We start from the raw sequence: 24,756 nt of genomic DNA on the forward strand, positions 1-24,756 counted from the left end.
GTGCCCCTGCAGATCCACCGAGCCGCCCGCACCGACGTGCTGGCCGACCGCCTCGGTGACCTGCTGGCCGCACCGCTCGACGATCCGTTCGCCGAGGAGGTCGTGGTGGTGCCGGCCAAGGGCGTGGAGCGGTGGCTCACCCAGCGGCTCAGCCACCGGCTCGGCGCGGGTCCGCGCGGCGGCGACGGGGTGTGCGCGGGGGTGCGGTTCCTCAACCCGCGCAGCCTGGTCAGCCTGCTGCTCGGCCGCGAGCGCGACGATCCGTGGGACCCCGAGCGGCTGGTCTGGCCGCTGCTCGCGACGATCGACGAGAGCCTCGACGACCCGCGGTTCGAGACCCTCGCCAGACATCTCGGCCACGGTCGGGAGGGCCCGGACCAGGAGCTGCGCCGCAACCGTCGCTACTCGGTCGCGATCCGGCTGGCGCACCTCTACGCGTCGTACGCCGGACAGCGACCCGGCCTGGTCACCGCCTGGCGTCAGGGAGACGACGGTGACCTCGCCGACGACCTGCGCTGGCAGGCGGAGCTGTGGCGGCGGCTCCTCGAGAAGGTGGCCGCCCCACCGCCCGACGTCCGGCACGCCGAGACCTGTGCGGCGCTGGAGGAGGGCGGGGCCGACCTGCCGCTGCCGGGGCGGCTGAGCCTCTTCGGGCACACCCGCATCCCCGTCACCGAGGTGGCGCTGCTGCGGGCGCTCGGGGAGCACCGCGATGTCCACCTCTTCCTCCCGCAGCCGTCGCCGACGCTCTGGGACGACCTGGCCGGGCTCGGCGGCGTCGTGTCGCGCGCCGAGGACGCCTCGTCCGAACGCGTCGGGCACCCGCTGCTCGCCTCGCTCGGCCGCGACGCCCGCGAGCTGCGCCGCACGCTCGACGGCATCGACGCCGAGCTCGTGCCGGCCCCCGAGGGCGACCCGGCCACGCTGCTCGGCTGGCTCCAGCACGACCTGCGCGCCAACCATGCTCCGTCGTACGACGAGCGCGCCGGCCGCCTCCTCGACGCCGCCGACACCAGCCTGCAGGTGCACGCCTGCCACGGCCCGGCCCGCCAGGTCGACGTGCTGCGCGAGGTGCTGGTCGGGCTGCTCCAGGACGACCCCACCCTCGAGCCGCGCGACATCCTCGTGATGTGCCCCGACATCGAGTCCTACGCGCCGCTGATCTCGGCCGGGTTCGGCCTCGCGACGAGCCAGGGCCCCGCGACGCGGGGGCACCCCGCGCACCTGCTCCGGGTCAAGCTGGCCGACCGTGCGTTGACCAGCACCAACCCGCTGCTCGCCGTGGCCGGCCGGCTCCTCGAGCTCTCGGGTGGTCGGGTCACGGCCGCCGACGTGCTCGACCTGGCCGGCAGCGAGCCCTGTCGCCTGAGGTTCGGCTTCACCGACGACGAGCTCGACCGGGTCAGCCGCTGGGTCGCCCGCGCCGGGGTGCGCTGGGGCCTCGACGAGGACTCCCGCAGGGCGTTCCAGATGGAGCGCTTCCCCCACAACACCTGGCGGATGGGCCTCGACCGGATCCTGCTGGGCGTCGCCATGAGCGGCGACGACCACCGTCATCTCGGTCGCGGCCTGCCGCTCGACGACATCGGCAGCAGCGAGATCGACCTCGCCGGCCGGCTCGCCGAACTGGTCGAGCGACTCGACACGACGCTGACCGGGCTGGCCGGCGCGCGGACCGTCGCCGACTGGTCGGCCCGGCTGCGCGACGGCGTGCGGTCGCTCACCGACGTCGACGCCGACGACGCCTGGCAGCTGCCGCAGTTCGAGCGCGAGCTGGCCCGCGCCGCCACCTCGTCCCACGAGGGCGAGGTCGAGCTGCGGCTCTCCGACGTACGCGCGATGCTCCAGTCCCGCCTGGCCGGCCGCCCGACCCGCGCCAACTTCCGCACCGGCACGCTCACGGTCGCCACGTTGGTGCCGATGCGTTCGGTGCCGCACCGCGTCGTGTGCCTGATCGGCCTCGACGACGGCGTGTTCCCCCGTGCCGGGGCGGTCGACGGCGACGACGTGCTCGGCCGGCGGCCGCTGACCGGCGAGCGGGACGCCCGCAGCGAGGACCGCCAGCTCCTCCTCGACGCCGTGCTGGCCGCGACCGAGCGCCTCGTCATCACCTACAGCGGTGCCGACGAGCAGTCCGGCGCGCGCCGCCCGCCCGCCGTACCCCTCGGCGAGATCCTCGACGCCGCCGATCGCACCACCGCCGCACCGGTGCGCGACCGCGTCGAGACCCGGCACCCGCTCCAGCCGTACGACGCACGCAACTTCGCCCCGGAGCGACCGTTCAGCTTCGACGCCGCCGCACTGGCCGGTGCACGCTCGGCGTGGAGCGTCCGCCGCGAGCCCCAGCCGCTGCTCACCGGCCCGCTGCCCCCGCGACCTCGCGAGGACGTGTCGCTGCAGGACCTCAAGGCGTTCCTCGCCCACCCGGTGCGCACCTTCCTGCGCGAGCGGCTCGACGTGGCGACCCCGTTCGAGCCCGACGACCTCGCCGACGCGATCCCGGTGACGCTCGACAGCCTGGAGAAGTGGCAGGTCGGCGATCGGCTGTTGCGCGAGCTGCTCGCCGGGCAGGACCCGGTCGCGGTGATGACCGCCGAGCAGCTCGCCGGCACCCTCCCGCCGGGCGGCCTCGGCCGGGCCGCGCTCAACGAGGTCGTCGAGGAGTGCCAGCGGCTCTGGGCTCGCACGGTCGACGTGCGCCAGGGCGAGCGCCGGTCCGTGGACGTCGACGTCGACCTCGGCGACGGCCGCCGGCTCACCGGCACGGTGCCCGGCGTCTACGGCAGCCGGGTGGTCTCGCTGGGCTACTCGCGGCTCAACTACCGGCAGCGGCTGCAGGCCTGGGCCGACCTGCTGGCGCTCAGCGCGTCGTATCCCGACCAGCACTGGACCGCCCACGCCATCGGCCGCGAGCGAGCCGGCCCGAAGCGCGCGATCTCGGGGCCCCTCGACCACCGCGCCGTCGGCTGGCTGCGCGACCTCGTCGATCTGCGCGAGCGCGGGCTGCGCGAGCCGCTGCCGGTGCCGGTCAAGAGCGCCGGGGCCTGGGCGGAGGCGCACGCGCGCGAGCTGATGGGCCAGGACTTCTCGCCCGCCGAGGCCGCGGGCCGGGAGTGGGAGACCGATCCGCACAACATGTTGGGCACCCCCGGCGAGGATGACGACTCCTACCACCAGCGGGTCTTCGGTGCCCGGGCTCCGGTGCGGGTACTGCTCGACGCCGGGCTGCCCGAGCACGCCTGGCGGATCTGGGAGCCGCTGCTCACCGGCGCCGAGAAGGTGGGCCCACTGTGAGCGCGCCGATGACGCCGTTCAGCATCAGTGACCCGCTGCCCACCGGCACCGTGCTCCTGGAGGCCAGCGCGGGCACCGGCAAGACCTGGACCATCGGTGCGCTCGTGACCCGGTACGTCGCCGAGGGGGTCGCCCGCCTGGAGCAGATGCTCGTCGTGACGTTCGGCCGCGCGGCCAGCCAGGAGCTCCGCGAGCGGGTGCGTACCCAGCTGGTCGAGGCCGAGCGCGTCCTCGGCGACGACCCCGTCTCGGGCGACGTGGGCGACACCGAGCTGGTGCGGATGCTGCGTGGCTGGGAGCCCGAGCGGCGGCGGCTCGGCCACCGCCGGGTCACCGAGGCGTTGGCCGGCTTCGACGCGGCGACGATCGCGACCACCCACCAGTTCTGCTCGATGGTGCTCGACTCGCTCGGCACCGCCGGCGACACCGACTCCCGGGCCCGGCTGGTCGAGGACCTCGACGACCTGGTCAAGGAGACCGTCGACGACCTCTTCCTCCGCGCGTTCGCCTACGACGAGGGTGGGCCGGTCTTCACGCACGCCGAGGCGCTCGCGATCGCACGGGCGGCCGTGGGCGACCCGCAGGCGCGCCTGGAGCCGGCCGGCGAGGAGCGCGGCACGCCCGCGGGCCGCAAGGTCAGCTTCGCCGAGGCCGTGCGCAAGGAGCTCGACCGGCGCAAGCGCCGGCTCGGCATCCTGTCCTACGACGACCTGCTCTCCCAGCTCGCCGACGCGCTCGCCGACGCGCTCGCCGACGAGGACGGCGCGGCCGCCCAGCGGATGCGGCAGCGATGGAGCATCGTGCTGGTCGACGAGTTCCAGGACACCGACCCGGTGCAGTGGCAGGTGCTCGACCGCGCCTTCTCCGGCCACGCCACGATGGTGCTGATCGGCGATCCGAAGCAGGCGATCTACGCGTTCCGGGGCGGCGACGTCACGACGTATCTCCGGGCGGCCGAGACCGCGCGGACGAAGCAGACGCTGGCGGTCAACTGGCGCAGCGACGGGCCGCTGCTCGACGGGTTCCAGCGGCTGCTGGCCGGGGCGGCGCTCGGCGACGACCGGATCGTGGTGCGCGACGTGACCGCCCATCACGGCGAGAGCCGGCTCGTCGGGGCGCCAGCGGCGGAGCCGTTCCGGGTGCGGGTGGTGCGCCGCGAGACCTTCAACCGCCGTGGCCACGCGATGCTGTCGGTCAAGGATGTGCGGCCCCACATCGCCCGCGACCTGGCGCTCGACGTCCGCCGCCTGCTGGCCAGCGGCGCGACGTACGACGGCGAGCCGATCCGGCCGCGCGACGTGGCGGTGATCAGCTACCGCCATGCCGACCTCGCCGCCGTGCGCGAGGCGCTGCTGGAGGTCGGGGTGCCGGCCGTGATCGCCGGTGGCGGCAGCGTCTTCGCGACGCCGGCCGCGGTCGAGTGGCTGACGCTGCTGGAGGCGCTCGAGCAGCCGCACCGCAGCGCCCGCGTGCGGTCGGCGGCGCTCACCTGCTTCGTCGGCCACTCCGCTGCCGAGCTCGACGCGCGCGGCGACGATCTCACCGACGAGGTCGCCGACACCCTGCGCGGCTGGGTCGAGCTGTTCACGACCCGCGGCCTCGCCGCGGTGCTGGAGGCCGCCAACGTGGCCGGGCTGCCCGAGCGGGTGCTCGCCGAGGTCGGCGGCGACCGGCGACTCACCGACCTGCGCCACATCGGCGAGGCGCTGCACGAGGTCACGCTCACCGAGCGGCACGGCCTGGTCTCGCTGCTGACCTGGTTGCGCGCGCAGGTCGCCGAGGGCCGCGCCGGCCGCGGCATCGAGCGCACCCGCCGGCTGGACTCCGACGCCGCCGCGGTGCAGCTGGTGACGATCCACGCGAGCAAGGGGCTGGAGTACCCCGTCGTCTACCTCCCCGCCCTCGCCGACCGGTTCGTCCCGAAGCCGACCCGCCCGCTCTTCCACGACGACGACGGCCACCGCTGCCTCGACGTGGGCGGCGCCGGTGCCGAGTGGGGCGACCACTGCCGTCGCTGGGCCGACGAGGAGGCCGGCGAGTGGCTGCGCCTGCTGTACGTCGCGGTCACGCGGGCCAAGTCGCAGGTGATCGCCTGGTGGGCACCGACCAAGAACGCCGTCGCGTCGCCGCTGCACCGCATGCTGATGCGCGCGACCGACGCCACCGAGGTCCCCGAGACGCCGCCGGTGCCCGACGACGACGCGGTCGTCACGCTCTTCGCGCAGTGGCGCGACCGGGGTGGACCCGCGCCCGAGCTCGCGGTGCACCAGGATCCCGGTGTCGACCCGCCGCTGCCCGACCCGGTCTCCCTCGCGGCCCGCTCGTTCACCCGCGAGGTCGACACCGAGTGGCGGCGCGCGTCGTACTCCTCCCTCAGCAGGGTCGAGGTGGCCACCGGCCCGGCCGGAGCCGTGGTCAGCGAGCCCGAGGTGTCGGCCAAGGACGACGAAGTGCTCGGCCCGGAGATCGTCGAGGTGCCCGCGCCCGTCGCCGGCGACGTGCCCTCGCCGATGGCCGGGCTGCCGGTCGGCGCGACGTTCGGATCGCTCGTCCACGCCGTGCTGGAGCACACCGACCCCGACGCGACCGACCTGCGCGCGGAGCTGCTCGGCCACATCGACGAGCAGCTCGGCTGGTGGCCGGTCGCCCTCGACCGCGAGGAGCTCGCCGACGCGCTGGTGGCCGTCTGCGACTCGCCGCTCGGGCCGCTCGCGGGCGGGGCGTCGCTGCGCCAGGTGTCGCTCGCCGACCGGCTGCGCGAGATGGAGTTCGAGCTCCCGCTCGGCGACGGCCTGTTGGGTGATCTCGGCCCACTGCTGGAGCGGCACCTGCCCGAGGGCGACCCGGTGCGGGCGTACGCCGTGCAGCTCACCGGCCCGCTCGGCGAGCAGACGCTGCGCGGCTACCTCACCGGCTCGGTCGACGTCGTGCTCCGGGTGCGCACCGAGCAGGGTCCGACCTACCTGGTCGTCGACTACAAGACCAACTGGCTCGGCCCGGCCGACCAGCCGCTGACGGCCCACAGTTATCGGCCCGAGGCGCTCGACGGTGCGATGGGCCACAGCGACTATCCGCTGCAGGCGCTGCTCTACGCCGCCGTGCTGCATCGCTTCCTGCGCTGGCGCCAGCCCGGCTACGACCCGGAGCGGCACCTCGGCGGCGTGCTCTACCTCTACCTGCGCGGCATGTGCGGACCCGAGACGCCGCTGGTCGACGGCGCACCCTGCGGCGTCTTCGCGTGGCGCCCTCCGGTCGCACTCGTCGAGGACCTCTCCGACCTGCTGGACGGTGCGCGATGAGCGGTGTCTCCGCCACCCTTCTCGGCGCGCAGCGCGTGGATCTCCCACCGCCGCCCGGTGCCTCCCGGACGGAGACACCCGATGACTGAGCCCTTCGAGACGCCTCGTCCCTCGGCTCCTCAGGAACCACTGTTCGAGCCGACCGGCGAGCACGACTGGCGGATCGCGACCGGGGCGACCGGGCTGCTCGCGACGTACAACGCCGCCGGGGTGCTCACCTCCTCCGACCTCCACGTCGCGACCCGGATGGGCGCGCTCGGCGACGAGGACGACGAGCGGGTGCTGCTGGCGGTAGCGCTCGCGGTGCGCGCCGTACGCCGTGGGTCGGTCTGCCTCGACCTCGCCACGGTCGCCGAGACCGCGCCCGACCTCGACTGGCCCGACCCGGCCGCCTGGGTGGCCGCCATCGAGGCGTCGCCGCTGGTGGCCGCCGGCGCCGTCCGCTGGGAGCTCGGGCTGCTCTACCTCGACCGTTACCACCGGCTCGAGACCCAGGTCCACGACGACCTCGAGGCCCGGCTCGCCCTGGCGCCACCCGCGGTCGACGAGGCCCGGCTGGAGGCCGCGCTGGCCCGCGTCGAGGCGGGGCACTTCAGCGCGGAGCAGCGGGCGGCTGTGGTCGCGACCGTGCACCGGCGGACCACCATCCTCACCGGTGGCCCCGGCACCGGGAAGACGACGACGGTCGCCCGGCTGCTGGCGCTGCTGGCCGATCAGGCGGCCGGCGAGGACGGGCGGCTCGCGATCGCGCTCGCCGCCCCGACCGGCAAGGCCGCCACCCGGCTCCAGGAGGCCGTGGTCTCCGAGCTCGGCGCGGTCGCCGAGTCGTGGCCGGAGGCACCCGGGCTCGTCGGGCGTCTCGACGGCCTGACCCTGCACCGGCTGCTCGGCTGGCGGCCCGACAACGCGACCCGCTTCCGCCACGACCGCGGCAACCGGCTGAAGTACGACGTGGTCGTGGTCGACGAGTCGTCGATGGTCGAGCTGACGATGATGGGCCGCCTGCTCGAGGCGCTGCGCCCCGAGTGCCGGCTCGTGCTGGTCGGCGACCCGCGCCAGCTCACGTCGGTCGGCGCCGGCGCGGTGCTCAGCGACCTCGTGGCCGGCTACGACGCGCGCCCCGACTCCCCGGTGTCGGCGCTCACCACCAACTTCCGCTCGGAGCAGGACATCAAGTCGCTGGCCGACGCGCTGCGCACGGGCGACGCCGACGCGGTGCTCGGCGCGCTCCGGGCGCCGTCCGAACAGGTGTCCTGGATCGAGACCTCCGACGAGGCCGAGGTCGAGGCCGCCCTGCGGCCCGAGTCGCTCGCTGCCGCGCGGGCGGTCTGGGAGGCCGCCAGCGCCGAGGACCCCGCCCGCGCGCTCGAGGAGCTCGACCGCTACCGGCTGCTCTGCGCCCGCCGCGAGGGCCCCTACGGCGTACGCCGCTGGAACCAGCGGGTCGAGCGCTGGCTCGGCGAGGACCCCGACGTCGAGGTCTACGGCCCGTGGTACGTCGGCCGGCCGCTGCTGGTGACGAGCAACGACTACGCGCTCGACGTCTACAACGGCGAGACCGGCGTGGTGGTGCGGCAGGGCGCGCGGCGGCGGGCGTTCGTGGCGGGGTCGGAGCGGCTCAAGGAGTTCGCACCCGGCCGCCTCGACGCCGTCGAGACCATGCACGCGATGACCATCCACAAGAGCCAGGGCAGCCAGGCCGACCGGGTCACGGTGCTGCTGCCCGAGGAGGGCTCCCGGCTGCTCACCCTCGAGCTGTTCTACACGGCGGTCACCCGGGCCCGGCACCACGTGCGGGTGGTCGGCTCCGAGGCCGCCGTCCGCGCCGCGGTCGCCACCCGCGCGCAGCGCGCGACCGGGCTCCGGCTGCGGCTGGCGGCGCCCGCGGAGTGATCGGACGAAACCCGGACGCAACAGTTCGGGGCTAGGGTCGGGGGAGATTGGAGTGCGTGATGCCCTTCCTGCTGCGTGTTGAGCTGCCCGACGTCCCCGGATCGCTCGGTCGGCTCGCGGGTGCCATCGGTGAGGTCGGCGGTGACATCGGCGCCATCGAGATCGTGGAGAAGCGGCACGACGGCACCGCCGTCGACGACGTGCTCCTGGAGATCGCGCCCGGCTCGATGCCCGACTCCATCGTCTCGGCCTGCAACGCCCTCGACGGCGTCCGGGTCGTCTGGATCAGTCGGTACGCCGCGGGCGGCAACCTGTTCCTCGACCTCGAGGCCGTCGAGGAGCTGACCGCCGATCCCGAGGGCGCGCTCGACCGGCTCATCGACCTGCTGCCGGTCACCTTCCGCGCCGACTGGGCGGTCCGGGTGAGCAAGATCGACGGCATCGTATACACCACGGAGGCCGCGCCCGGCGACCTCACCTGGGTGCCCGTCGACCGCGCCGCGCCGCTGGAGATCGGCGACGACAACGCGGTCGCCTGCGCGGCCCGGCTCAACAAGTCGGAGATCGTGGTGATCGGTCGCCGGGGCGGCCCGGGGTTCCTCGACTCCGAGATCGCCCGGCTCGGCCACCTGGTCGGCCTCGCCATGTCGATCTCGCGCACCGCTGCCAAGGCCCACGCGCACTGACGGCATGAGGTACGGCGCGCACCTGCCGCTGGTCGACCTGGACGGTCGGGGCTGGCCGGTGTCGAGTCTCCCGTCCTACGCGCGGGTCGCGGACGAGCTCGGGTTCACCACCCTGGCCGCCAACGACCACCTGGTCTTCCAGCGGCCGTGGCTCGACGGGATCGTGGCGCTCGCCTCGGTCGTCGGCGCGAGCGGCGACCTCGACCTCGCGACCACCGTGGCCCTCCCGGCCGTGCGGGGCCCGGCCGCGCTGGCGAAGGCGGCCGCGGCGCTCGACGTCCTGTCGGGCGGTCGGCTGGTGCTCGGCCTGGGTGCCGGCTCGTCCCGCGCCGACCATGCGGCGGTCGGCGCGGACTTCGACCGACGCTGGTCGCGGTTCGAGGAGGCGGTCCGGGCGGTGCGGTCCCACCTCGGGATCGACGACGGGGCGGCCGCGCTGGAGCCGCGGCCGGTGCGACCGGGCGGCCCGCCGATCTGGATCGCCAGCTGGGGATCGCCGGCCGGTCTGCGGCGGGTGGCCCGGCTCGGCGACGGATGGCTGGCCTCGGCGTACAACACGACGCCGACGGAGCTCGCACGCGGCCGTGCGCTGGTCGCGGAGCGGGCGGGCCGGCGGCTGCCCTGCACGGTCGCCACCCTGTGGACCTGGGTGACCGACGATGAACGGGAGCGCGGCGACCGGGTCGCGCGGCTTGCGGACGTGCTCGGTCGTCCGGAGCGCGAGCTGGCGGGTCGGGTGCTGGTCGGGCCACCCGAGCCGTGCGCCGAACTGCTGAGCGCCTACGCCGCCGCGGGCGCCGACCTGGTGCTGGTGTGGCCGCTCGCCGACCACGAGCGACAGCTGGAGCGGGTCATGCGCGACGTCGCGCCGCACGTCCGGCACGGCGTACTGCCGTAGCGTCGCGGAGCACGTCGACCATCAGCCGTACCGGCGTCGGCGCCGGCTCGTCGGCGCGGTGCGCGACACCGATGCGGCGCACCGGGACGGCGTCGGCGAGGTCGCGGACGACGACGCCGGGCTGGGGGTTGTCGGCGGCGAGTCCGGGGACGACGGCGACTCCGAGGGTCGCCGCCACGAATGCCTGCACCGCCCGGTGGTCGTCGGTGGCGAGCTGGGTCCGCGGCTCGAAGCCGGCGGAGCGGCACGCGTGCAGCACGATCCGGAACCAGGCGCTGCCGGCGCGGCCGCCCACCCAAGCCTCGTCCGCGAGGTCGGCGAGCCGCAGCCGCGCGCGCCGGCGGGCCAGCCGGTGCGACGCCGGCAGCAACACCCGGAAGCGGTCGTCGAAGAGCGGCGTCAGCGCGAGCCGACCGGGCAGCCCGCCGGGGAGGCCGGGGTTCTCGTAGACCACGGCCAGGTCCAGCTCACCTTGCTCCAGGCGGGGGAGCAGGCCCTGCATGTGGTCGTCCACCATCGTCAGCGCGACCTCGGGGGCCTCCTCGCGGAACCGGGCGATCGCTGCCGGCACGAACGACGTCAGCGCGGTCGGGAAGCCGCCGAGTCGCAGCCGGCCGGCACGCCGGCCGGCGAGCTCGGCGAGGGCCTGCTCGGCGTCCTCGAGCTGCCGGGTCACGGCCCGTCCGTGGCGCACCAGCACCGCCCCGGCCTCGGTGAGCTCGACCGGCCGGGTGCCGCGGTCGACGACCGGCAGTCCGGTCTCGCGCTCGAGCAGGGCCACGTGCTGGCTGACGGCCGACTGGGTCATCCCGAGGGAGCGGGCCGCAGCGGAGAAGGATCCGTGCTCCGCGATCGCGCAGAGCACGCGGATGGACCGCACCTGGCCTATCAGCATCACTGAACTCCCTGAAGTGATCAGTCTTGATGCTAATGGAGGCGCTTCCTAGCGTCAGCCCTCCACCGACGAACGGAAGGAGGAGCGCCATGACCACCGACGCGTCCCCCCAGATCGACACCGACAAGCTGATGGCCTTCGTGTTCCGGGCCGTCGACGAGGTCGGCGCCACGCTCGGCTGCGCCCTCGTGCACCTGGGCGACCGGCTCGGCTACTACCGCGACCTCGCCGAGCACGGGCCGACGACGCCCGAGGAGCTCGCCGCCCGGACGGAGACGGGGCTGCCCTACGCCCGCGAGTGGCTCAACGCCCAGGCGGCCGGAGGGTACGTCGAGTACGACGCCGGCTCGGGTCGCTACACGCTGCCACCGGAGCACGCCGTGGCGCTGGCCGACGAGACCAGCCCGGCGTACCTGCCGGGGTTCTTCCAGATCGCCCTCGGCACCGTGCACGACGCCGACCGGATCGTCGAGGCTGCGCGGACGGCCACGGGAGTGGGATGGCACGAGCACACCGGCGACGTCCACGAGGGGTGCGAGCGGTTCTTCCGTCCGGGGTACGCCGCCAACCTGGTGTCCGCCTGGCTGCCGGCGCTCGACGGCGTGGTCCCGAAGCTCGAGAGCGGCGCCCGGGTCGCCGACGTCGGCTGCGGGCACGGCTCGTCGACGGTGCTGATGGCGCAGGCCTACCCGCGCTCGTCGTTCCTGGGGTCCGACTACCACGCGGCGTCGATCGCGACCGCCCGCGACCGGGCGACCGCGGCGGGGGTCGGCGACCGGATCCGGTTCGAGGTCGCCTCGGCCACCGAGCTCGGTGGTGGGGGCTACCAGCTGGTGACCATGTTCGACTGCCTGCACGACATGGGGGACCCGGTCGGCGCGGCGCGGCACGTGCGCTCGGTGATCGACCCGGACGGCACCTGGATGATCGTCGAGCCGACCGCCGGCGACCGGGTGGAGGACAACCTCAACCCGGTCGGCCGCGCCTACTACGGCTTCTCCACCCTGCTCTGCACGCCGGCCTCGCTGTCCCAGCCGGTCGGCGCCGCGCTCGGCACCCAGGCGGGCCCGGCCCGGATCCGCGACGTGGTCGAGCAGGCGGGGTTCACCCGGTTCCGGCTGGCAGCGCAGACGCCGTTCAACGACGTCTACGAGGTCCGCCCCTGAGCGGTGGCTACGGCACCGACCTGATCCGGGTGACGAGGACCGAGCCGAGCACCGCGACCGCGAAGGCGCACAGGTAGAGGACGCAGTAGCCCACGGAGAAGCCGTCGCCGGCGGTCTCGGTGATCCCGCCGAGGGCCTCGACGACGATCAGGATCACCGCCGCGATGCCGGGTGCGAAGACCTGGGGCAGCGCGTTGGCGATGTTGATGACCCCGAGGTCCTTGGCGCGGTCCTCCGCCCCCGGCAGCACCTGGGTGATCAGGGCGAAGTCGACCGAGACGTAGATGCCGTAGCCGAGTCCCATCAGCACCGCCGCGACGACCGCAGCCGGCCAGGTCTGGGCGACCGCGAGCAGCAGCGTCGCGGCGCCGGCGACGACACCGGACCAGATCACGAAGACCTTCCGGCGGCCGCTGCGGTCGCTCCAGATGCCGAAGACGACCGCGGTGCTCATCAGCACCACGGCGTACACGGCGGTGAGCAGGAAGACCCGGTCGGCCGCCTCGTCCTTGTCGAAGCCGAGCACGTCCTGCAGGTAGTAGAGGAGATAGAGCAGGCCGAGCGCGTTGCAGAGGTTGACCAGGAAGCGGGTGATCCAGGCCCACGCGAAGTCGGGGTGGGCGCGCGGCGAGATCCAGAAGCCGCGCAGGAACGCGCCCCAGTCGAACGCACCCGGTCGCTCGGCGGGCGCCAGCGCGAGGTCGCGGGAGTCGAGGCACCAGGGCACGGTGAGCGCGATGAGCACGAGCGCCGTCACCGTGTAGCCGGCCGCGATGCTGCCGGTCGCAGACGCGATCCCGGTCCCGGCCACCACGCCGATGGTCTGCGCGATCGCGAGGATGCCGCCGACCCGCCCCCGAGCGCTGACCGGTACCTGGTCGGGCACGGTCGCGGTGACCGCGGCCAGCATCGCGTTGAGGGCGGCCTGGACGCCGCACCAGCCGATCGCCATCACCATGACGCCGTCGGCGACGCCGAGCACCAGCAGCGACAGCGCGCCGCCGGTCGCGCCGCCGATCACCCACGGCAGCCGTCGGCCCATCCGCAGCGTGGTGCGGTCCGAGAACGCCCCGAACACCGGGTTGCACACCACGGAGGTCGCCGCGCCCAGCCCGAGCACCAGCGAGAGGATCTGCTTCTTGCTGTCGGCGTCGATCGCCTCGGCCTGCTGCGCGAGCAGGACCTGGATCGGACCGAAGAAGCCGGCCCACAGCCCGATGCTGGCCAACGTCAGGAACGCCACCCAGCGCGCGGGCGGGCTCTGCAGCGGCTCGGCCAGCGCGGAGCGGCGTACGCCGAGCGCGGACGGGTCGGGCGGACTGGCGGTCGTCACATCGCACATTGTGGAGCGCCCGCCGTCCCCGTTGTCCCGAATCGGCCAACGGGCGGTAGCCTCACGAGGACGCCCGACCAGCCTGCGGGCGTCGACCAGAATCCCGTTCGTGCCGCTCCACGGACCCTCGAAAGGACATCGTGAAGCGCATCGACCGGGCCTTCGGCCCTGCTGCCCTCGTGCTCGCCATCCTCGCCCTCGTCGTGGCGACCGGCATGACCAGCGCCTACGCGGCCGCCAAGATCACCACCAAGCAACTGGCCAAGAACGCCGTCACCTCACCCAAGATCAAGGACGGCACCATCAAGGTGCGCGACCTCGCCCCGGGCACGGTCGCCAGCCTGCGCGGCTCCGCCGGACCCGCGGGCAGGGACGGCGCCGCGGGCCCGGTCGGCCCGTCCGGAGGCACGGGACCAGCCGGTCAGCAGGGCCAGCCCGGCAGGAACGGCCGGGACGCTGTCGCCATCTGGGCGTCGGTCGACGCCTTCGGCGACCTGGTGCACCACGCCCCGGAGGTCGTGGCGGCCGACTGGCACACGAACGGCACCTTCTCCGTCGAGTTCGGCCGCGACATCTCGAACTGCGCCCTGGCGGCGACGCTGAACGGATCCGACTTCGCGCAGCCACGCACGATCTGGGCGGACGCGGAGACCGCGACGTCCGCGATGGTGCGCACCTACGGGTACGGCGTGCAGGGCGGTGTCGGCACCTGGGCGCTGAGCAGCTTCCCCTTCACGATCACGGCGTACTGCCCGAGCTGACCGGTCCGGGCGGCGCGGTCGTCAGACCCGCTCGAGCAGGAAGACCGGGATCTCCCGGTCGGTCTTCTCCTGGTACTCGGCGTACGGCGCGTACTGCGCGACCGCGCGCTCCCACCACTCCGCGCGCTCCGCGCCCTCGGCGACGCGCACGCGGTAGGTGTGCTTCTCGGCCTTGTCCTGGAGGTCGACCTCCGGGTGGGCGAGGAAGTTGTGGTACCAGGTCGGGTGCTCGGGCGCGCCGCCCTTCGACGCGACCGCGGCGTACACGCCGTCCTTCTCGACCCGCATGACCGGGTTCTTGCGGAGCTTGCCGGACTGCGCACCCTGGGAGGTGATGACCACGATCGGCCACTCCGGCTTGCCCCTCAGGATGTTCGCGCGCTGGCCGTTCGAGGCCTCGAACTCCTCGACCTGGTCGCGCACCCACTGCTGCGGGCTGGGCTCGTACTCGCCTTCTAGTGCCATACCGGGTCAATGCCCGCTCGGGGCGCCCGCATTCCCCGGCGATAGCCTCTCGATCCATGAGCGCAATCGAGGGCGTGTCGGAGATCTTCGACGCCGCCGACTGGGACGCCGTGCCCGGCTTCGAGGACCTGACCGACCTGACCTACCACCGGGCGAAGGCGCACGGCACGGTCCGCGTGGCCTTCGACCGACCCGACGTGCTCAACGCCTTCCGGCCGCACACCGTCGACGAGCTGCTGCGGGTCCTGGAGCACGCCCGCACGACGAGCGATGTCGGCTGCGTGATCCTGACCGGCAACGGACCCGATGCCACCCACGGCAAGTGGGCCTTCTGCAGTGGCGGCGACCAGCGGATCCGCGGCCGCGCGGGCTACCAGTACGCCGAGGGCGAGACCGCCGACACGGTCGACAAGGCCAAGCTCGGACGGCTGCACATCCTCGAGGTGCAGCGGCTAATCCGCTTCATGCCCAAGGTCGTCATCTGCGTCGTCCCGGGCTGGGCCGCCGGCGGCGGCCACAGCCTGCATGTCGTCTGCGACCTGACGCTCGCGAGCCTCGAGGAGGCGCGCTTCAAGCAGACCGACGCCGACGTCGGCTCGTTCGACGGCGGCTTCGGCTCGGCGTACCTCGCCCGCCAGGTCGGCCAGAAGTACGCCCGCGAGATCTTCTTCCTCGGCCAGGAGTACTCCGCCGAGGACGGCGTTCGGATGGGCACCGTCAACCGCGCCGTCCCCCACGCCGAGCTCGAGAAGGTCGCGCTGGAGTGGGGCCGGCTGGTCAACGGCAAGTCGCCCACGGCCCAGCGGATGCTCAAGTACTCCTTCAACCTCATCGACGACGGCCTGGTCGGGCAGCAGCTCTTCGCCGGCGAGACCACCCGCCTGGCCTACATGACCGAGGAGGCCCAGGAGGGGCGCGACCAGTTCCTCGAGAAGCGGGACCCGGACTGGTCGCCGTACCCCTGGTACTACTAGATCTGACGCGTTCGCGCAGGTCAGAGTGCTGATTGGCCGCTAGTCACGCGTCCTACTGTGCACATGGCGTCGCGAGTGCGGTACGCCAGAGGCTTCCGAGTGCCCGCTCGGTCGCGGCCACTCCTCATCGAGCCTGACGTCAGGAGGGTGTTAGGAGGACTAGGGATCCTCGCGACCCGCCGAGTGGTACGTCCTCCCCGATGCGATGTCTTGGGCGGGGCGCAGCGGGCGACGTTGCTTGTCGAAGACCTCACGGCAGTGCTCGTCTGATTTCGCCGATGAGAGTGGGGTACGGATCGGTCAGTGGCTTCCGCTCGGCTCTGAGTTCGGCCTGGATCTGTCGGAGTGGCTCGCCGGCCACGTAGTGGCGGCCTCGGCGCTCGCCTCGAGCCTCCAGGAGGCCGATGTCGGCGGCGTTGACCAAGTCGCGTGTGGCGGTCCGTTCGTCGAGCTCGGTGAGCTTCACGTAGGAGGGCCGTGTCACGCGCAACCCGATCAACGCGTCGAAGAGCGCTGCGCCGATCCTGTCGTTGAGGCGGTGCGCTGCGACCAGTTCGTCGATCTTGCGCCACTGGATCTCGGCCTCGTCAAATCGACGGCGCATCGTCTGGGCCTGCATGTGATGCGCCCGCAGGTTGAACTTCACCCACAGCGTCGCGTCGTTGTCGGGGTTCCAGGCACCGTGCCCGGTCGCGGCGAGGACGTCGTAATAGTCCTGGGTGTTGTTGCCGAGCCACTCCTCGATGCTGGAGAAGGTCGGCTCGACTACTTGGTCCTGGGCGAGCACCATGGTCTGGAGCGCCCGGGCCATACGTCCGTTCCCGTCGCGGAACGGGTGGATCATCACGAGGTTGAGATGCGCCATTGCCCCGCGCACCAGCGGATCGTCGGCTGTGGGCGTTGACAGCGACTTGGATAGCAACCGCATTAGCTCCGGCACCAAGTCGCCGTCCGGACCCGCGTATACGTTGATGCCGCGCTTGTCGTCGCGGACGAAGATCTCCTTGGTGCGGTAACGACCGGGTGTCTTAGACAGGTCGTGATCGAGCAGCATGAAGTGCATCGAACGCAGCACAGCCGCGTCGATCACGAAGCCGGGCTCGGTCGCCACGTTGAGGACGTAGGTGAGGACTCGGCGGTAGGCGAGAATCTCCAGCCAGGTTGCCTGGTTAGCGCTGAGTGGGGGTTCGTCATCGACAGCCGCGACGGCGTCTTCATCGCTGACGGTGTAGCCCTCGATGGTGTTAGAGCCTTGGATCGCGCGCGCGGTCGAGGTGCGCCGGAGCAGTCCGTTCCAGCGTTTGGGCGCGCGCAGGTAGTCCGCGAGCGACGCGCGCGTGTCGTGGATCTCGCTGATGACGCGCTGATCTTCGAGATCGGGGTCGGGGGAGGTGAAGAGTGAAGTCATGTCCGTATGTCCTTTAATAAGTGACAACACTATCGTGCAAGGCGCGCTATGTCACTTATTAAGAGACATACTGACAGCGCTCGTGGGGCCAGGGGGCACAACCCGTCGCGTTGGGTCGAGGACGTCAACCAGGTGAAGCGACAGGGGTCGGTCCGCGGAGACCGGACCTAGACCCCTCGCACGGCGAGCGCCGACGTAATGCGAGCTGCGACGGAGTAGTCGCTCTGGCGAGCGCGACGGGCTCACAGATGACCGCGGTGCTCCAGGATCCGACGTACAGCCAACCAAGCCCCATGATCCGCCCGCTCCCCGGGCTCATCCGGCAGTCGGGCGCCAGTCCGCGCTGACTCCCGGACGCTTCGCCGCTCGCTCCCCGGTCGACCGAGAAGGAGTGTGATCTGGGCTACCCTTAAATCCGATTACCCTGTATGTTTCCGGTTTGTTCCCGGTCAGTGAAGGAGCAGAACCGTGACCAACCGTGTGGTCCTCGTGGGCCTCGGAGCCACCGGCGTGGCGATGGCGCAATCGCTCGTCCGGCGCAGCGACCTGCAGATCGTCGGAGCCGCCGACAAGAACCCAGTGACCATCGGCACCGACCTCGGCGCGGTCCTCGGCACCGGGCCGCTCGACGTGTCGGTGGTCGGCGACCCGGCCGAGCTCCCCGAGGCCGAGCTCGCCGTCGTCGCGACGACGTCGGACCTGAGCCAGGTCGCGGACACGCTCCTTCCGCTGCTGGAGCGCTCGTACAACGTCCTCAGCATCTGCGAGGAGCTGTCGTATCCGTGGGCGAGCCATCCCGAGCTGGCCCGCCGGCTGGACGACGCGGCCAGGTCGCACGGCGTCACCGTGCTCGGCACGGGTGCCAACCCCGGGGTCCTCATGGACACGCTCCCGCTGCTCCTGACGGTCCTCACCCAGCGTGTCGAGCGGGTCGTCATCCGGCGCCGCACGAACATGTCGCGCTACGGGGCGATCCTGACGAAGTTCGGGCTCGGCCTCACTCCGGAGGAGTTCGCGGCCGCGCAGGCCGAGGGCGAGGTCGTCGGGCACTACGGCTTCGAGCAGGCGATCAGCGCGGTTGCCGGCGGTCTGGGGTGGAGCCTCGACGGCATCGACGTCGACCAGGTCACGCCCGCGCTGGTGAGCCGGGAACGCCGCTGCGGCGACCACGTGACGATCGAGCCCGGTGAGATCGCCGCCGTCACCCATGCGGCACGCGGCCGCATCGGCGACCGGGCGGTCATCGACCTGGAGATCATGTTCGGCTTCTTCGCCGGCGCCGACACGGTCCAGGCCGGTGACGACTACCGGATCGAGGGCGAGGAGCAGGTCCTCGACCTCTCCTCCACGGTGGGCTTCGAGTCGTTCCTCAGCACCATCGCCGCGGCCGTGAACACCGCGGCGGCCGTGATCGAGGCCCGGCCCGGGCTGCTCTCGATGGGAGATCTCGCCGCCCGCGACCTCGCATCGAAGGGCTCGCGTCTCGCGGGAGGGCGCCGATGATGCGGCACGACGACACCCCGCTGAGCCCGGTCGGCTTCCTCGATCGCGCCGCTGCTGCGTACGCGGACAAGGTCGCCCTCATCGACGGCGAGACCCGTTACACCTACGGGGAGCTGCATCTCCGGGCGACGCGCCTCGCCGGGGCGCTGTTCGAGCTCGACCTCCGTGCTGGTGGTCGCGTCGCCGTCCTGGCACCCAACACTCACGAGATGCTCGAGGCGCACTACGGGGTTCCCTACGCCACCGGGGTCCTGGTGCCGCTGAACTCCCGGCTCAGCGCCGCAGAGATCGCCTACGTCCTGCGGCACTCGGAAGCCAAGATCCTCATCGTCGCCGCGGCGCTCGAGGACCTGGCTCGCGACGCCATCAGGCTGAGCGGGTTGGACATCACCACCCTGGTGACCGGAGCCGAGTACGAGGCCGCGCTGGCCGTCGCCATGCCCTACCGCGCCGCCGTCAGGGACGAACGGGCGACGATCGCCATCAACTACACCAGCGGCACGACGGGGACGCCGAAGGGCGTGGTCTACACCCATCGCGGCGCCTACCTGCAGTCGCTGGCGATGGCGTTCCACTCCGGGATGGGGCCCTCGTCGAGCTATCTGTGGACGCTGCCCATGTTCCACTGCAACGGCTGGTGCTTCACCTGGGCGGTCACGGCGGCCGGCGCCACGCACGTCTGCCTGGAGAGGGTCGAAGCGGGCGCCGTGTGGAACGCCATCGCCGACCATTCCATCACCCACCTGTGCGCGGCACCGACCGTCCTCTCCACACTCACCGCCGATCCCGCCGGGCCGACCGTCGACGACAGGTCCGTGTGGGTCGCCACCGGCGGGGCGCCGCCCGCCCCTGCCCTCCTGGCCCGGGCGCGTCGCTGCGGTCTCGAGATCGTGCACCTGTACGGCATGACCGAGACCTACGGCCCCTCCGTCATCAACGAGTGGCGGGACCACTGGCACGACCTTCCCCTCCACGAGCAGGACCGGCTCAAGGCTCGGCAGGGGATCGGCAACATCGTCTCCGACGTGGTGCGGGTGGTCGACAGCGACGGTCTCGACGTCCCGGCCGACGCGACCACCGTCGGCGAGATCGCCATGCGCGGCAACAACGTGACGCCGCGCTACCACCTCGACCCCGAGTCGACGGCCGCCGCCGTGCCCGACGGCTGGTTCCGCAGCGGCGACCTCGCAGTCAGGCATCCCGACGGGTACGTCGAGATCCGCGACCGCGCCAAGGACGTCATCATCTCCGGCGGGGAGAACATCAGCTCGGTCGAGGTCGAGCAGGCGATCCTGGAGCACCCCGCGGTGCAGGAGGCGGCGGTGGTGGCGATGCCTCACGAGCACTGGGGCGAGCGACCGGTCGCCTTCGTCTCCCTCCGCGACGGGTCCACCGTCTCGGCGGCAGAGCTGCGCGACCACCTCGTCGACCGGGTCGCCAGATTCAAGATCCCCGACCGGTTCGAGTTCGCGACGCTGCCCAAGACCTCCACCGGCAAGGTGCAGAAGTTCGAGCTCAAGAAGCAGCTCGCAGCGCCGACCACCGCAGGCAGCGGGTCCGGCCTCTAAGCCCGCCAACCCGAGGCTCGGTCGCACACCGGGCCGAGACCTCGATCTCGAGAAGACCACAGAGGAGCACAACGATGCTTGATCCCCATGATGTGAGCGCCCTGAACCTGATCGGTGGCCAGCTGGTGCCGGCCCGCTCCGGTCGGCTCCTGGACGTCGTCGAACCCGCCACCGAGGAGGTTCTGGCCCAGGTGCCGGCCAGTGACGCCGCGGACGTGGACGCAGCGGTCACCGCCGCGACGGAGGCGTTCACGACCTATCGGCGCACCACCCCCGGCGAGCGGGCCGAGATGCTGCTGGCGCTCGCCGGGGCGATCGAGGACAATGCGGACCATCTCGCGATGCTCGAGTCGCGCAACGTCGGCAAGCCCATGCCCGTCGCCCGTGACGAGGTCCCCCTCGTCGTCGACAACCTCCGGTTCTTCGCGGGTGCCGCGCGTTCACTCGAGGGTCGTGCGGGGGGCGAGTACCTCAACGGGTACGAGTCCTACGTCCGACGTGAGCCCATCGGTGTGGTGGCCGGCATCGCGCCCTGGAACTACCCACTCCTGATGGCCGCATGGAAGTTCGGCCCCGCGCTCGCCACCGGCAACTGCAGCGTCCTCAAGCCCTCCCGGCAGACCCCCCTGACGGCGTTGTACGTCGCCAAGCTCGCGAAGGACATCTTCCCCGCGGGCGTCTTCAACGTCCTCTCGGGCTCGGCCGCCGACATGGGCGACTCGCTGGTCAGCGACCGCCGGATCGGACTCGTCTCCGTCACCGGGGACACGGGCACCGGGCGTCACATCGCCAAGGTCGCCGCCGACCATGTCGCCAAGGCCCACCTGGAGCTGGGGGGCAAGGCGCCGGTCATCGTGCTCGACGACGCCGACGTCGACGCCGTCGTCGACGGCATTCTGCTGGGGGGCTTCGTCAACTCCGGACAGGACTGCACCGCCGCCTGTCGTGTCATCGCCACCCCCGGCGTCTACGACCGTCTCGTCGAGAAGCTGGTCCCCGCCGTGGCTGGCCTCAAGGTCGGCAACCCGGCCGAGACCGAGGATCTCGACCTGGGGCCGGTCGTCTCGGCCGCCCACCGGCAGTCGATCCTCGACGTCCTCGCCAAGACGGACGGAACGATCGCGACCGGCGGCCGGGCGATCCCCGGCAGGGGCTACTTCATCGAGCCGACCGTGGTCCTCAACCCCAGCCAGGGCGACGTCATCGTCCAGACCGAGCAGTTCGGCCCGGTCGTCTCGGTGCAGCGGGCCGAGAGCGTCGACCAGGCCTTCGCGTGGGCCAACGACATCGACTTCGGCCTCGCCTCCTCCATCTGGACCCAGAACCTCAACCACGCCGCTCGAGCTGCGCGCGAGCTCGACTTCGGTTGCGTCTGGGTCAACGACCACCTCCCCGTGATGTCCGAGATGCCCCACGGCGGCTTCAAGCAGTCCGGCTACGGCAAGGACATGTCGGTCTACAGCCTGGAGGAATACACCCGGATCAAGCACGTCATGACGAAGTCCGTCTGAAAGGGCCAGCGATGAGCAACACGCACGAACACGACGAGGCCACGCCCCCGACGACGGTCGACCTCGGCACGCCCCAGATCCTGGGCGAGGTCGAGCAGGCCTTCGTCGAGAAGTGGCACGAGAACGCGACCGGCTGCTTCTCCTCCGGACACAAGTTCTGCCGCGAGGTGTGCCCGGTCACCCAGGTCACCCGCAACGAGAACCACACCCCGACCGCCTTCCATGCCAACGTCATCGCGCTGGAGAAGGGGCACCTCACCGTCGAGGACGTCGCCGACGACTACGTGCACTGCACCCAGTGCGGCGGCTGCGAGGTCCGCTGCCCCAACACCCTCATGGTCGGAGACTTCTACCGAGCCCGCACCGAGACCGTGAAGGTCGTGCGCGCCATGCGCGCCATGCTCGTCGACAAGGGCCTGGACCGCGAGGGCTGGAAGGTCTGGAACCGCCTGACCAACGAGCTCAAGAACGAGCCCGTGCTCGGCGTCGAGGGAGACCAGCCCAACGGTCAGGCGCAGGTCCGCGACTGGGCCGAGGGCCTGGACATCCCGATCGGTGGCGACACCATCATGTTCGTCGACTGCGAGGCCGCCTACTACCGCACCTCCATCCCGCGAGCCACCGCCCAGATCCTCCAGCTCGCCGGCTACGAGTTCGGCCTCATGAACGAGCAGTGGTGCTGCGGCGGTCCCGCCGCCGAGATGGGCTACGTCGAGCAGTCGATGCGCTTCGCCCGGCACAACGTGGACGACTGGCGCAAGTCCGGCGTCAAGCGCATCATCGCCATCGAGCCGCACGACTACGTCCACTTCACCGAGGACTACCCGGCGTACTTCGGCGACGACTTCGACTTCGAGGTCGTCCAGATCATCGACCTCGTCGCGGAGCTGATCCGCGACGGTCGCCTGAAGCTGACCAAGCCGATCGACCGGGTGGTCACCTACCACGACCCCTGCCGGCTCAACAAGCGCAAGGGCATCCACGAGGCGCCACGGGAGATCCTGCGGGCGATCCCCGGCCTGACCTTCAAGGACGTCGACCGGGTCACCCAGTGGTCCTACTGCTCCGGCGGTGGCGGCGGCCTGCCGATCGAGAAGCCCGAGATCACCGCCGAGATCAGCCGACGGCGACTGGAGAAGGCGGCGGAGCTGGAGGTCGACACCCTGGTCTCGGCGTGTGTGTGGTCCGAGCGCCCCCTCACCGCCGCGGGCGACGAGGCCGGCATCGACGTCAAGGACATCATCGAGCTCGTCGCGGAGTCGGCCGGCATCGAGATCGGCGGAAGGACGCGCCCGTGACCACCACCGGCATCGGCGCCGAGGTTCTCGAGCGGCTCCACGCGATCCTCGGCGAGGACGACGCGGTCCTGACCGGCAGGTCCAGCCGGTTCAACCGAGCCCGCGTCCCCGCGCCCTTCCCCGTCCACCGGTGGGAGGAGTTCATCCCGGACGTCGTCGTCCTGCCGCGGACGGCCGAGCAGGTCTCGCAGATCGTCAAGCTCGCCAACGAGTACAAGATCCCGGTCGTACCCCGCGCGGGAGGCACCGGGCTGGCCGACGGCGCGGTGCCCATGAAGGGCGGCATCGTCGTCGACATCAAGCGGATGGACCAGATCAAGGAGATCGATCTGGTCAACAACACCGTCACGGTCGGCCCCGGCATCAACATGCAGACCCTGAACCGGTCCCTGAAGAAGCACGGTGTCATCTACCCCGACGACCCCGCCTCCTACGCGTGCGCGTTGGTCGGCGGCCGGATCGGAACGAGCGGGCTGTCACTTCTCGGCGCGCGCTACGGACACACCCGCGACCTCGTCATCTCCTTCGAGATCGTGACCCCCACGGGGGAGATCATCGAGGTCGGCGACGGGGGAGGACGCAAGATCCGCAAGTCCTCCACCGGCTACCACCTCAAGCACCTCTTCATGGGCCACCAGGGCACCCTCGGCATCGTCACCGAGGCGACCCTGGAGCTCGTCCCCAGGGCCGAGGCCGAGTTCGCAGCGTTCTTCCTGTTCGAGGACTACGAGACGGCGTACCAGACGTTCTCGGTCATCGCGAAGAGCGGATTGGCCACGCTGGGCGGCGTCATGATGTTCGACCCGGAGAAGGTCGAGTACCTGCGCCGAGACGACGAGGCCTACATCATCCAGCCGGACTGGGTGAAGGCCGTGTGCGCCGCCTCGCTCTTCGGGACCAAGGCCGAGGTCGAGGTCGGCGCGCAGAAGGTCATGGAGCTGGGACGCAGCCTCGGCGGCCGCTACATCGGCGACGAGATCGCCGCCGGCGACTGGGCCGCCCGCCACGACCGCTACGCCAACCCGCTCCACGGGCGCGACAAGGACGGCAAGGTCGTGCCGATGTCCTGGCACTGCGAGGACGCCGCGATCCCCTACAGCGAGGTTCCCGAGGTGCTGCGGAAGTGGCACGAGATCGCCCAGCGATACGTCGAGCGGTACGACATCTTCGACGACTGGGGTGCCTTCCAGTACACCAACGGAGCACACAAGCCCTGGGGCGACGTCCTCGTCGAGATCGACATGGGCCTGTGGGAGGACCGTATGGACGAGGAGTCCTGGCAGGCATTCGTGTCCCTCAAGCGAGAGATCGCCCAGGTGGCGATCGACCACGGCGGGTCGATGTCCTCCTGCCACGGCGCTACCAGGGCCGGAGACGCCGAGCTGGTTCCGACCGAGATGGGCGCCTCCTGGGAGGTCATGAAGACCATCAAGCGGGCCCTGGACCCCCACAACATCATGAACCCCGGCAAGCAGAGCCTCGACGAGGCGTACGAGGAGGTGGCGCCGTGAGTGAGGAGTACCGGTTCGGACGCTGGGTGCCGGCGGAGCAGGCTCCGCCGGAGCCCGAGCGCGTCACCGATCAGGTCATCCAACGCTTCGAGCACGTCTTCGAGGTGGATCCCGATCTCATGGGAGCCCACTTCCAGCAACAGCGGATGGCGACCTGGGACACGAAGCGGATCGTCGCCGCGCGGTGGGACCACCTCGACGCCGTCCACGCCGAGTTCGCAGATGAAGTAGTACTCGCCGGCGAGGGGCCCGACCCCGGACCGACGACCAGTTCGGAAACCGAGTAGGGAGTC

At 71.8% G+C, this 24,756-nt stretch carries 18 protein-coding genes; 14 read left to right on the forward strand and 4 right to left on the reverse strand.

What is annotated here, in order from left to right:
- The 5 genes from recC to FHU40_RS11165 all read left to right on the forward strand — a co-directional run bounded on the left by recC (position 1) and on the right by FHU40_RS11165 (position 10,070).
- The gene (gene recC, locus FHU40_RS11145) at positions 1–3,294 is read left to right on the forward strand and encodes an exodeoxyribonuclease V subunit gamma (protein ID WP_183592420.1); all 3,294 of its coding nucleotides are present in this window, start codon (positions 1–3) and stop codon (positions 3,292–3,294) included.
- Positions 3,291–6,593 (forward strand): UvrD-helicase domain-containing protein, encoded by a 3,303-nt coding sequence (locus tag FHU40_RS11150; RefSeq protein WP_343057823.1) that lies wholly within the window; start codon positions 3,291–3,293, stop codon positions 6,591–6,593. The genes recC and FHU40_RS11150 overlap by 4 nt, the downstream gene beginning before the upstream one ends.
- 81 nt (positions 6,594–6,674) lie before the next feature.
- Entirely contained in the window at positions 6,675–8,486 is a 1,812-nt protein-coding gene (recD, locus tag FHU40_RS11155; RefSeq protein WP_183592421.1) for an exodeoxyribonuclease V subunit alpha, read from the forward strand.
- A gap of 59 nt (positions 8,487–8,545) precedes the next feature.
- Positions 8,546–9,172, forward strand: a complete 627-nt coding sequence (locus FHU40_RS11160; protein ID WP_183592422.1) for an ACT domain-containing protein — start codon at positions 8,546–8,548, stop codon at positions 9,170–9,172.
- Positions 9,173–9,176: 4 nt separating this feature from the next.
- Positions 9,177–10,070, forward strand: a complete 894-nt coding sequence (locus FHU40_RS11165) for an LLM class flavin-dependent oxidoreductase (protein ID WP_183592423.1) — start codon at positions 9,177–9,179, stop codon at positions 10,068–10,070.
- On the opposite strand, the gene FHU40_RS11170 is transcribed toward FHU40_RS11165, so the two are convergent.
- Positions 10,024–10,950 carry a LysR family transcriptional regulator gene (locus FHU40_RS11170; RefSeq protein ID WP_183592424.1) on the reverse strand — a complete coding sequence of 309 codons (927 nt, stop codon included), beginning with the start codon at positions 10,948–10,950 and terminating at the stop codon, positions 10,024–10,026. The two genes, FHU40_RS11165 and FHU40_RS11170, sit on opposite strands and share 47 nt — an antisense overlap.
- A gap of 104 nt (positions 10,951–11,054) precedes the next feature.
- On the opposite strand from FHU40_RS11170, the gene FHU40_RS11175 reads away from it, so the two are divergent.
- Positions 11,055–12,131, forward strand: coding sequence for a class I SAM-dependent methyltransferase (locus FHU40_RS11175; RefSeq protein ID WP_183592425.1), 1,077 nt, complete (start codon positions 11,055–11,057; stop codon positions 12,129–12,131).
- 7 nt (positions 12,132–12,138) lie between these two features.
- Here FHU40_RS11175 and FHU40_RS11180 read toward each other — a convergent pair whose 3' ends face one another.
- A complete protein-coding gene (locus FHU40_RS11180; protein WP_343057824.1) occupies positions 12,139–13,464 on the reverse strand; it encodes an MFS transporter in 1,326 nt (441 codons plus the stop codon).
- Positions 13,465–13,604: 140 nt separating this feature from the next.
- On the opposite strand from FHU40_RS11180, the gene FHU40_RS11185 reads away from it, so the two are divergent.
- Positions 13,605–14,225 (forward strand): collagen-like protein, encoded by a 621-nt coding sequence (locus tag FHU40_RS11185; RefSeq protein WP_183592427.1) that lies wholly within the window; start codon positions 13,605–13,607, stop codon positions 14,223–14,225.
- Positions 14,226–14,246: 21 nt separating this feature from the next.
- Here the strand turns inward: FHU40_RS11185 and FHU40_RS11190 are convergent, their stop codons facing one another.
- Positions 14,247–14,690 (reverse strand): nitroreductase family deazaflavin-dependent oxidoreductase, encoded by a 444-nt coding sequence (locus FHU40_RS11190; RefSeq protein WP_183592428.1) that lies wholly within the window; start codon positions 14,688–14,690, stop codon positions 14,247–14,249.
- A gap of 56 nt (positions 14,691–14,746) precedes the next feature.
- Here FHU40_RS11190 and FHU40_RS11195 point away from each other — a divergent pair, with 56 nt between their 5' ends.
- Positions 14,747–15,664, forward strand: coding sequence for a 1,4-dihydroxy-2-naphthoyl-CoA synthase (locus FHU40_RS11195; protein WP_183592429.1), 918 nt, complete (start codon positions 14,747–14,749; stop codon positions 15,662–15,664).
- Between the two features lie 250 nt (positions 15,665–15,914).
- On the opposite strand, the gene FHU40_RS11200 is transcribed toward FHU40_RS11195, so the two are convergent.
- On the reverse strand, positions 15,915–17,072 hold the full coding sequence (locus FHU40_RS11200; RefSeq protein WP_183592430.1) for a Fic family protein: 1,158 nt from the start codon (positions 17,070–17,072) through the stop codon (positions 15,915–15,917).
- A 468-nt stretch (positions 17,073–17,540) separates the two neighbouring features.
- On the opposite strand from FHU40_RS11200, the gene FHU40_RS29470 reads away from it, so the two are divergent.
- The 6 genes from FHU40_RS29470 (at position 17,541) to FHU40_RS11230 (ending at position 24,750) form a co-directional block, all read left to right on the forward strand.
- Positions 17,541–18,575, forward strand: a complete 1,035-nt coding sequence (locus FHU40_RS29470; RefSeq protein ID WP_221199811.1) for a hypothetical protein — start codon at positions 17,541–17,543, stop codon at positions 18,573–18,575.
- A complete protein-coding gene (locus tag FHU40_RS11210; protein ID WP_221199812.1) occupies positions 18,572–20,143 on the forward strand; it encodes an AMP-binding protein in 1,572 nt (523 codons plus the stop codon). The genes FHU40_RS29470 and FHU40_RS11210 overlap by 4 nt, the downstream gene beginning before the upstream one ends.
- Before the next feature lie 74 nt (positions 20,144–20,217).
- Entirely contained in the window at positions 20,218–21,654 is a 1,437-nt protein-coding gene (locus FHU40_RS11215) for an aminobutyraldehyde dehydrogenase (RefSeq protein WP_183592431.1), read from the forward strand.
- A gap of 11 nt (positions 21,655–21,665) precedes the next feature.
- Positions 21,666–22,952, forward strand: coding sequence for a (Fe-S)-binding protein (locus FHU40_RS11220; protein WP_183592432.1), 1,287 nt, complete (start codon positions 21,666–21,668; stop codon positions 22,950–22,952).
- The gene (locus FHU40_RS11225) at positions 22,949–24,463 is read left to right on the forward strand and encodes an FAD-binding protein (RefSeq protein ID WP_183592433.1); all 1,515 of its coding nucleotides are present in this window, start codon (positions 22,949–22,951) and stop codon (positions 24,461–24,463) included. The genes FHU40_RS11220 and FHU40_RS11225 overlap by 4 nt, the downstream gene beginning before the upstream one ends.
- Positions 24,460–24,750 carry a hypothetical protein gene (locus FHU40_RS11230; RefSeq protein WP_215526127.1) on the forward strand — a complete coding sequence of 97 codons (291 nt, stop codon included), beginning with the start codon at positions 24,460–24,462 and terminating at the stop codon, positions 24,748–24,750. Before FHU40_RS11225 ends, FHU40_RS11230 begins: the two co-directional genes overlap by 4 nt.
- Positions 24,751–24,756: the final 6 nt, after the last annotated feature.

This window comes from Nocardioides soli, assembly GCF_014191495.1.
Classification (GTDB): domain Bacteria; phylum Actinomycetota; class Actinomycetes; order Propionibacteriales; family Nocardioidaceae; genus Nocardioides; species Nocardioides soli.

Excerpts from the sequence above, each read along its gene's own strand:
- FHU40_RS11175 (WP_183592425.1), top strand. The coding sequence starts at position 11,055 with ATGACCACCGACGCGTCCCCCCAGATCGACACCGACAAGCTGATGGCC.
- FHU40_RS11210 (WP_221199812.1), top strand. The coding sequence starts at position 18,572 with ATGATGCGGCACGACGACACCCCGCTGAGCCCGGTCGGCTTCCTCGAT.
- FHU40_RS11190 (WP_183592428.1), bottom strand. The coding sequence starts at position 14,690 with ATGGCACTAGAAGGCGAGTACGAGCCCAGCCCGCAGCAGTGGGTGCGC.
- FHU40_RS11160 (WP_183592422.1), top strand. The coding sequence starts at position 8,546 with ATGCCCTTCCTGCTGCGTGTTGAGCTGCCCGACGTCCCCGGATCGCTC.
- FHU40_RS11220 (WP_183592432.1), top strand. The coding sequence starts at position 21,666 with ATGAGCAACACGCACGAACACGACGAGGCCACGCCCCCGACGACGGTC.
- FHU40_RS11200 (WP_183592430.1), bottom strand. The coding sequence starts at position 17,072 with ATGACTTCACTCTTCACCTCCCCCGACCCCGATCTCGAAGATCAGCGC.
- FHU40_RS11195 (WP_183592429.1), top strand. The coding sequence starts at position 14,747 with ATGAGCGCAATCGAGGGCGTGTCGGAGATCTTCGACGCCGCCGACTGG.
- FHU40_RS11165 (WP_183592423.1), top strand. The coding sequence starts at position 9,177 with ATGAGGTACGGCGCGCACCTGCCGCTGGTCGACCTGGACGGTCGGGGC.
- FHU40_RS11215 (WP_183592431.1), top strand. The coding sequence starts at position 20,218 with ATGCTTGATCCCCATGATGTGAGCGCCCTGAACCTGATCGGTGGCCAG.
- recD (WP_183592421.1), top strand. The coding sequence starts at position 6,675 with ATGACTGAGCCCTTCGAGACGCCTCGTCCCTCGGCTCCTCAGGAACCA.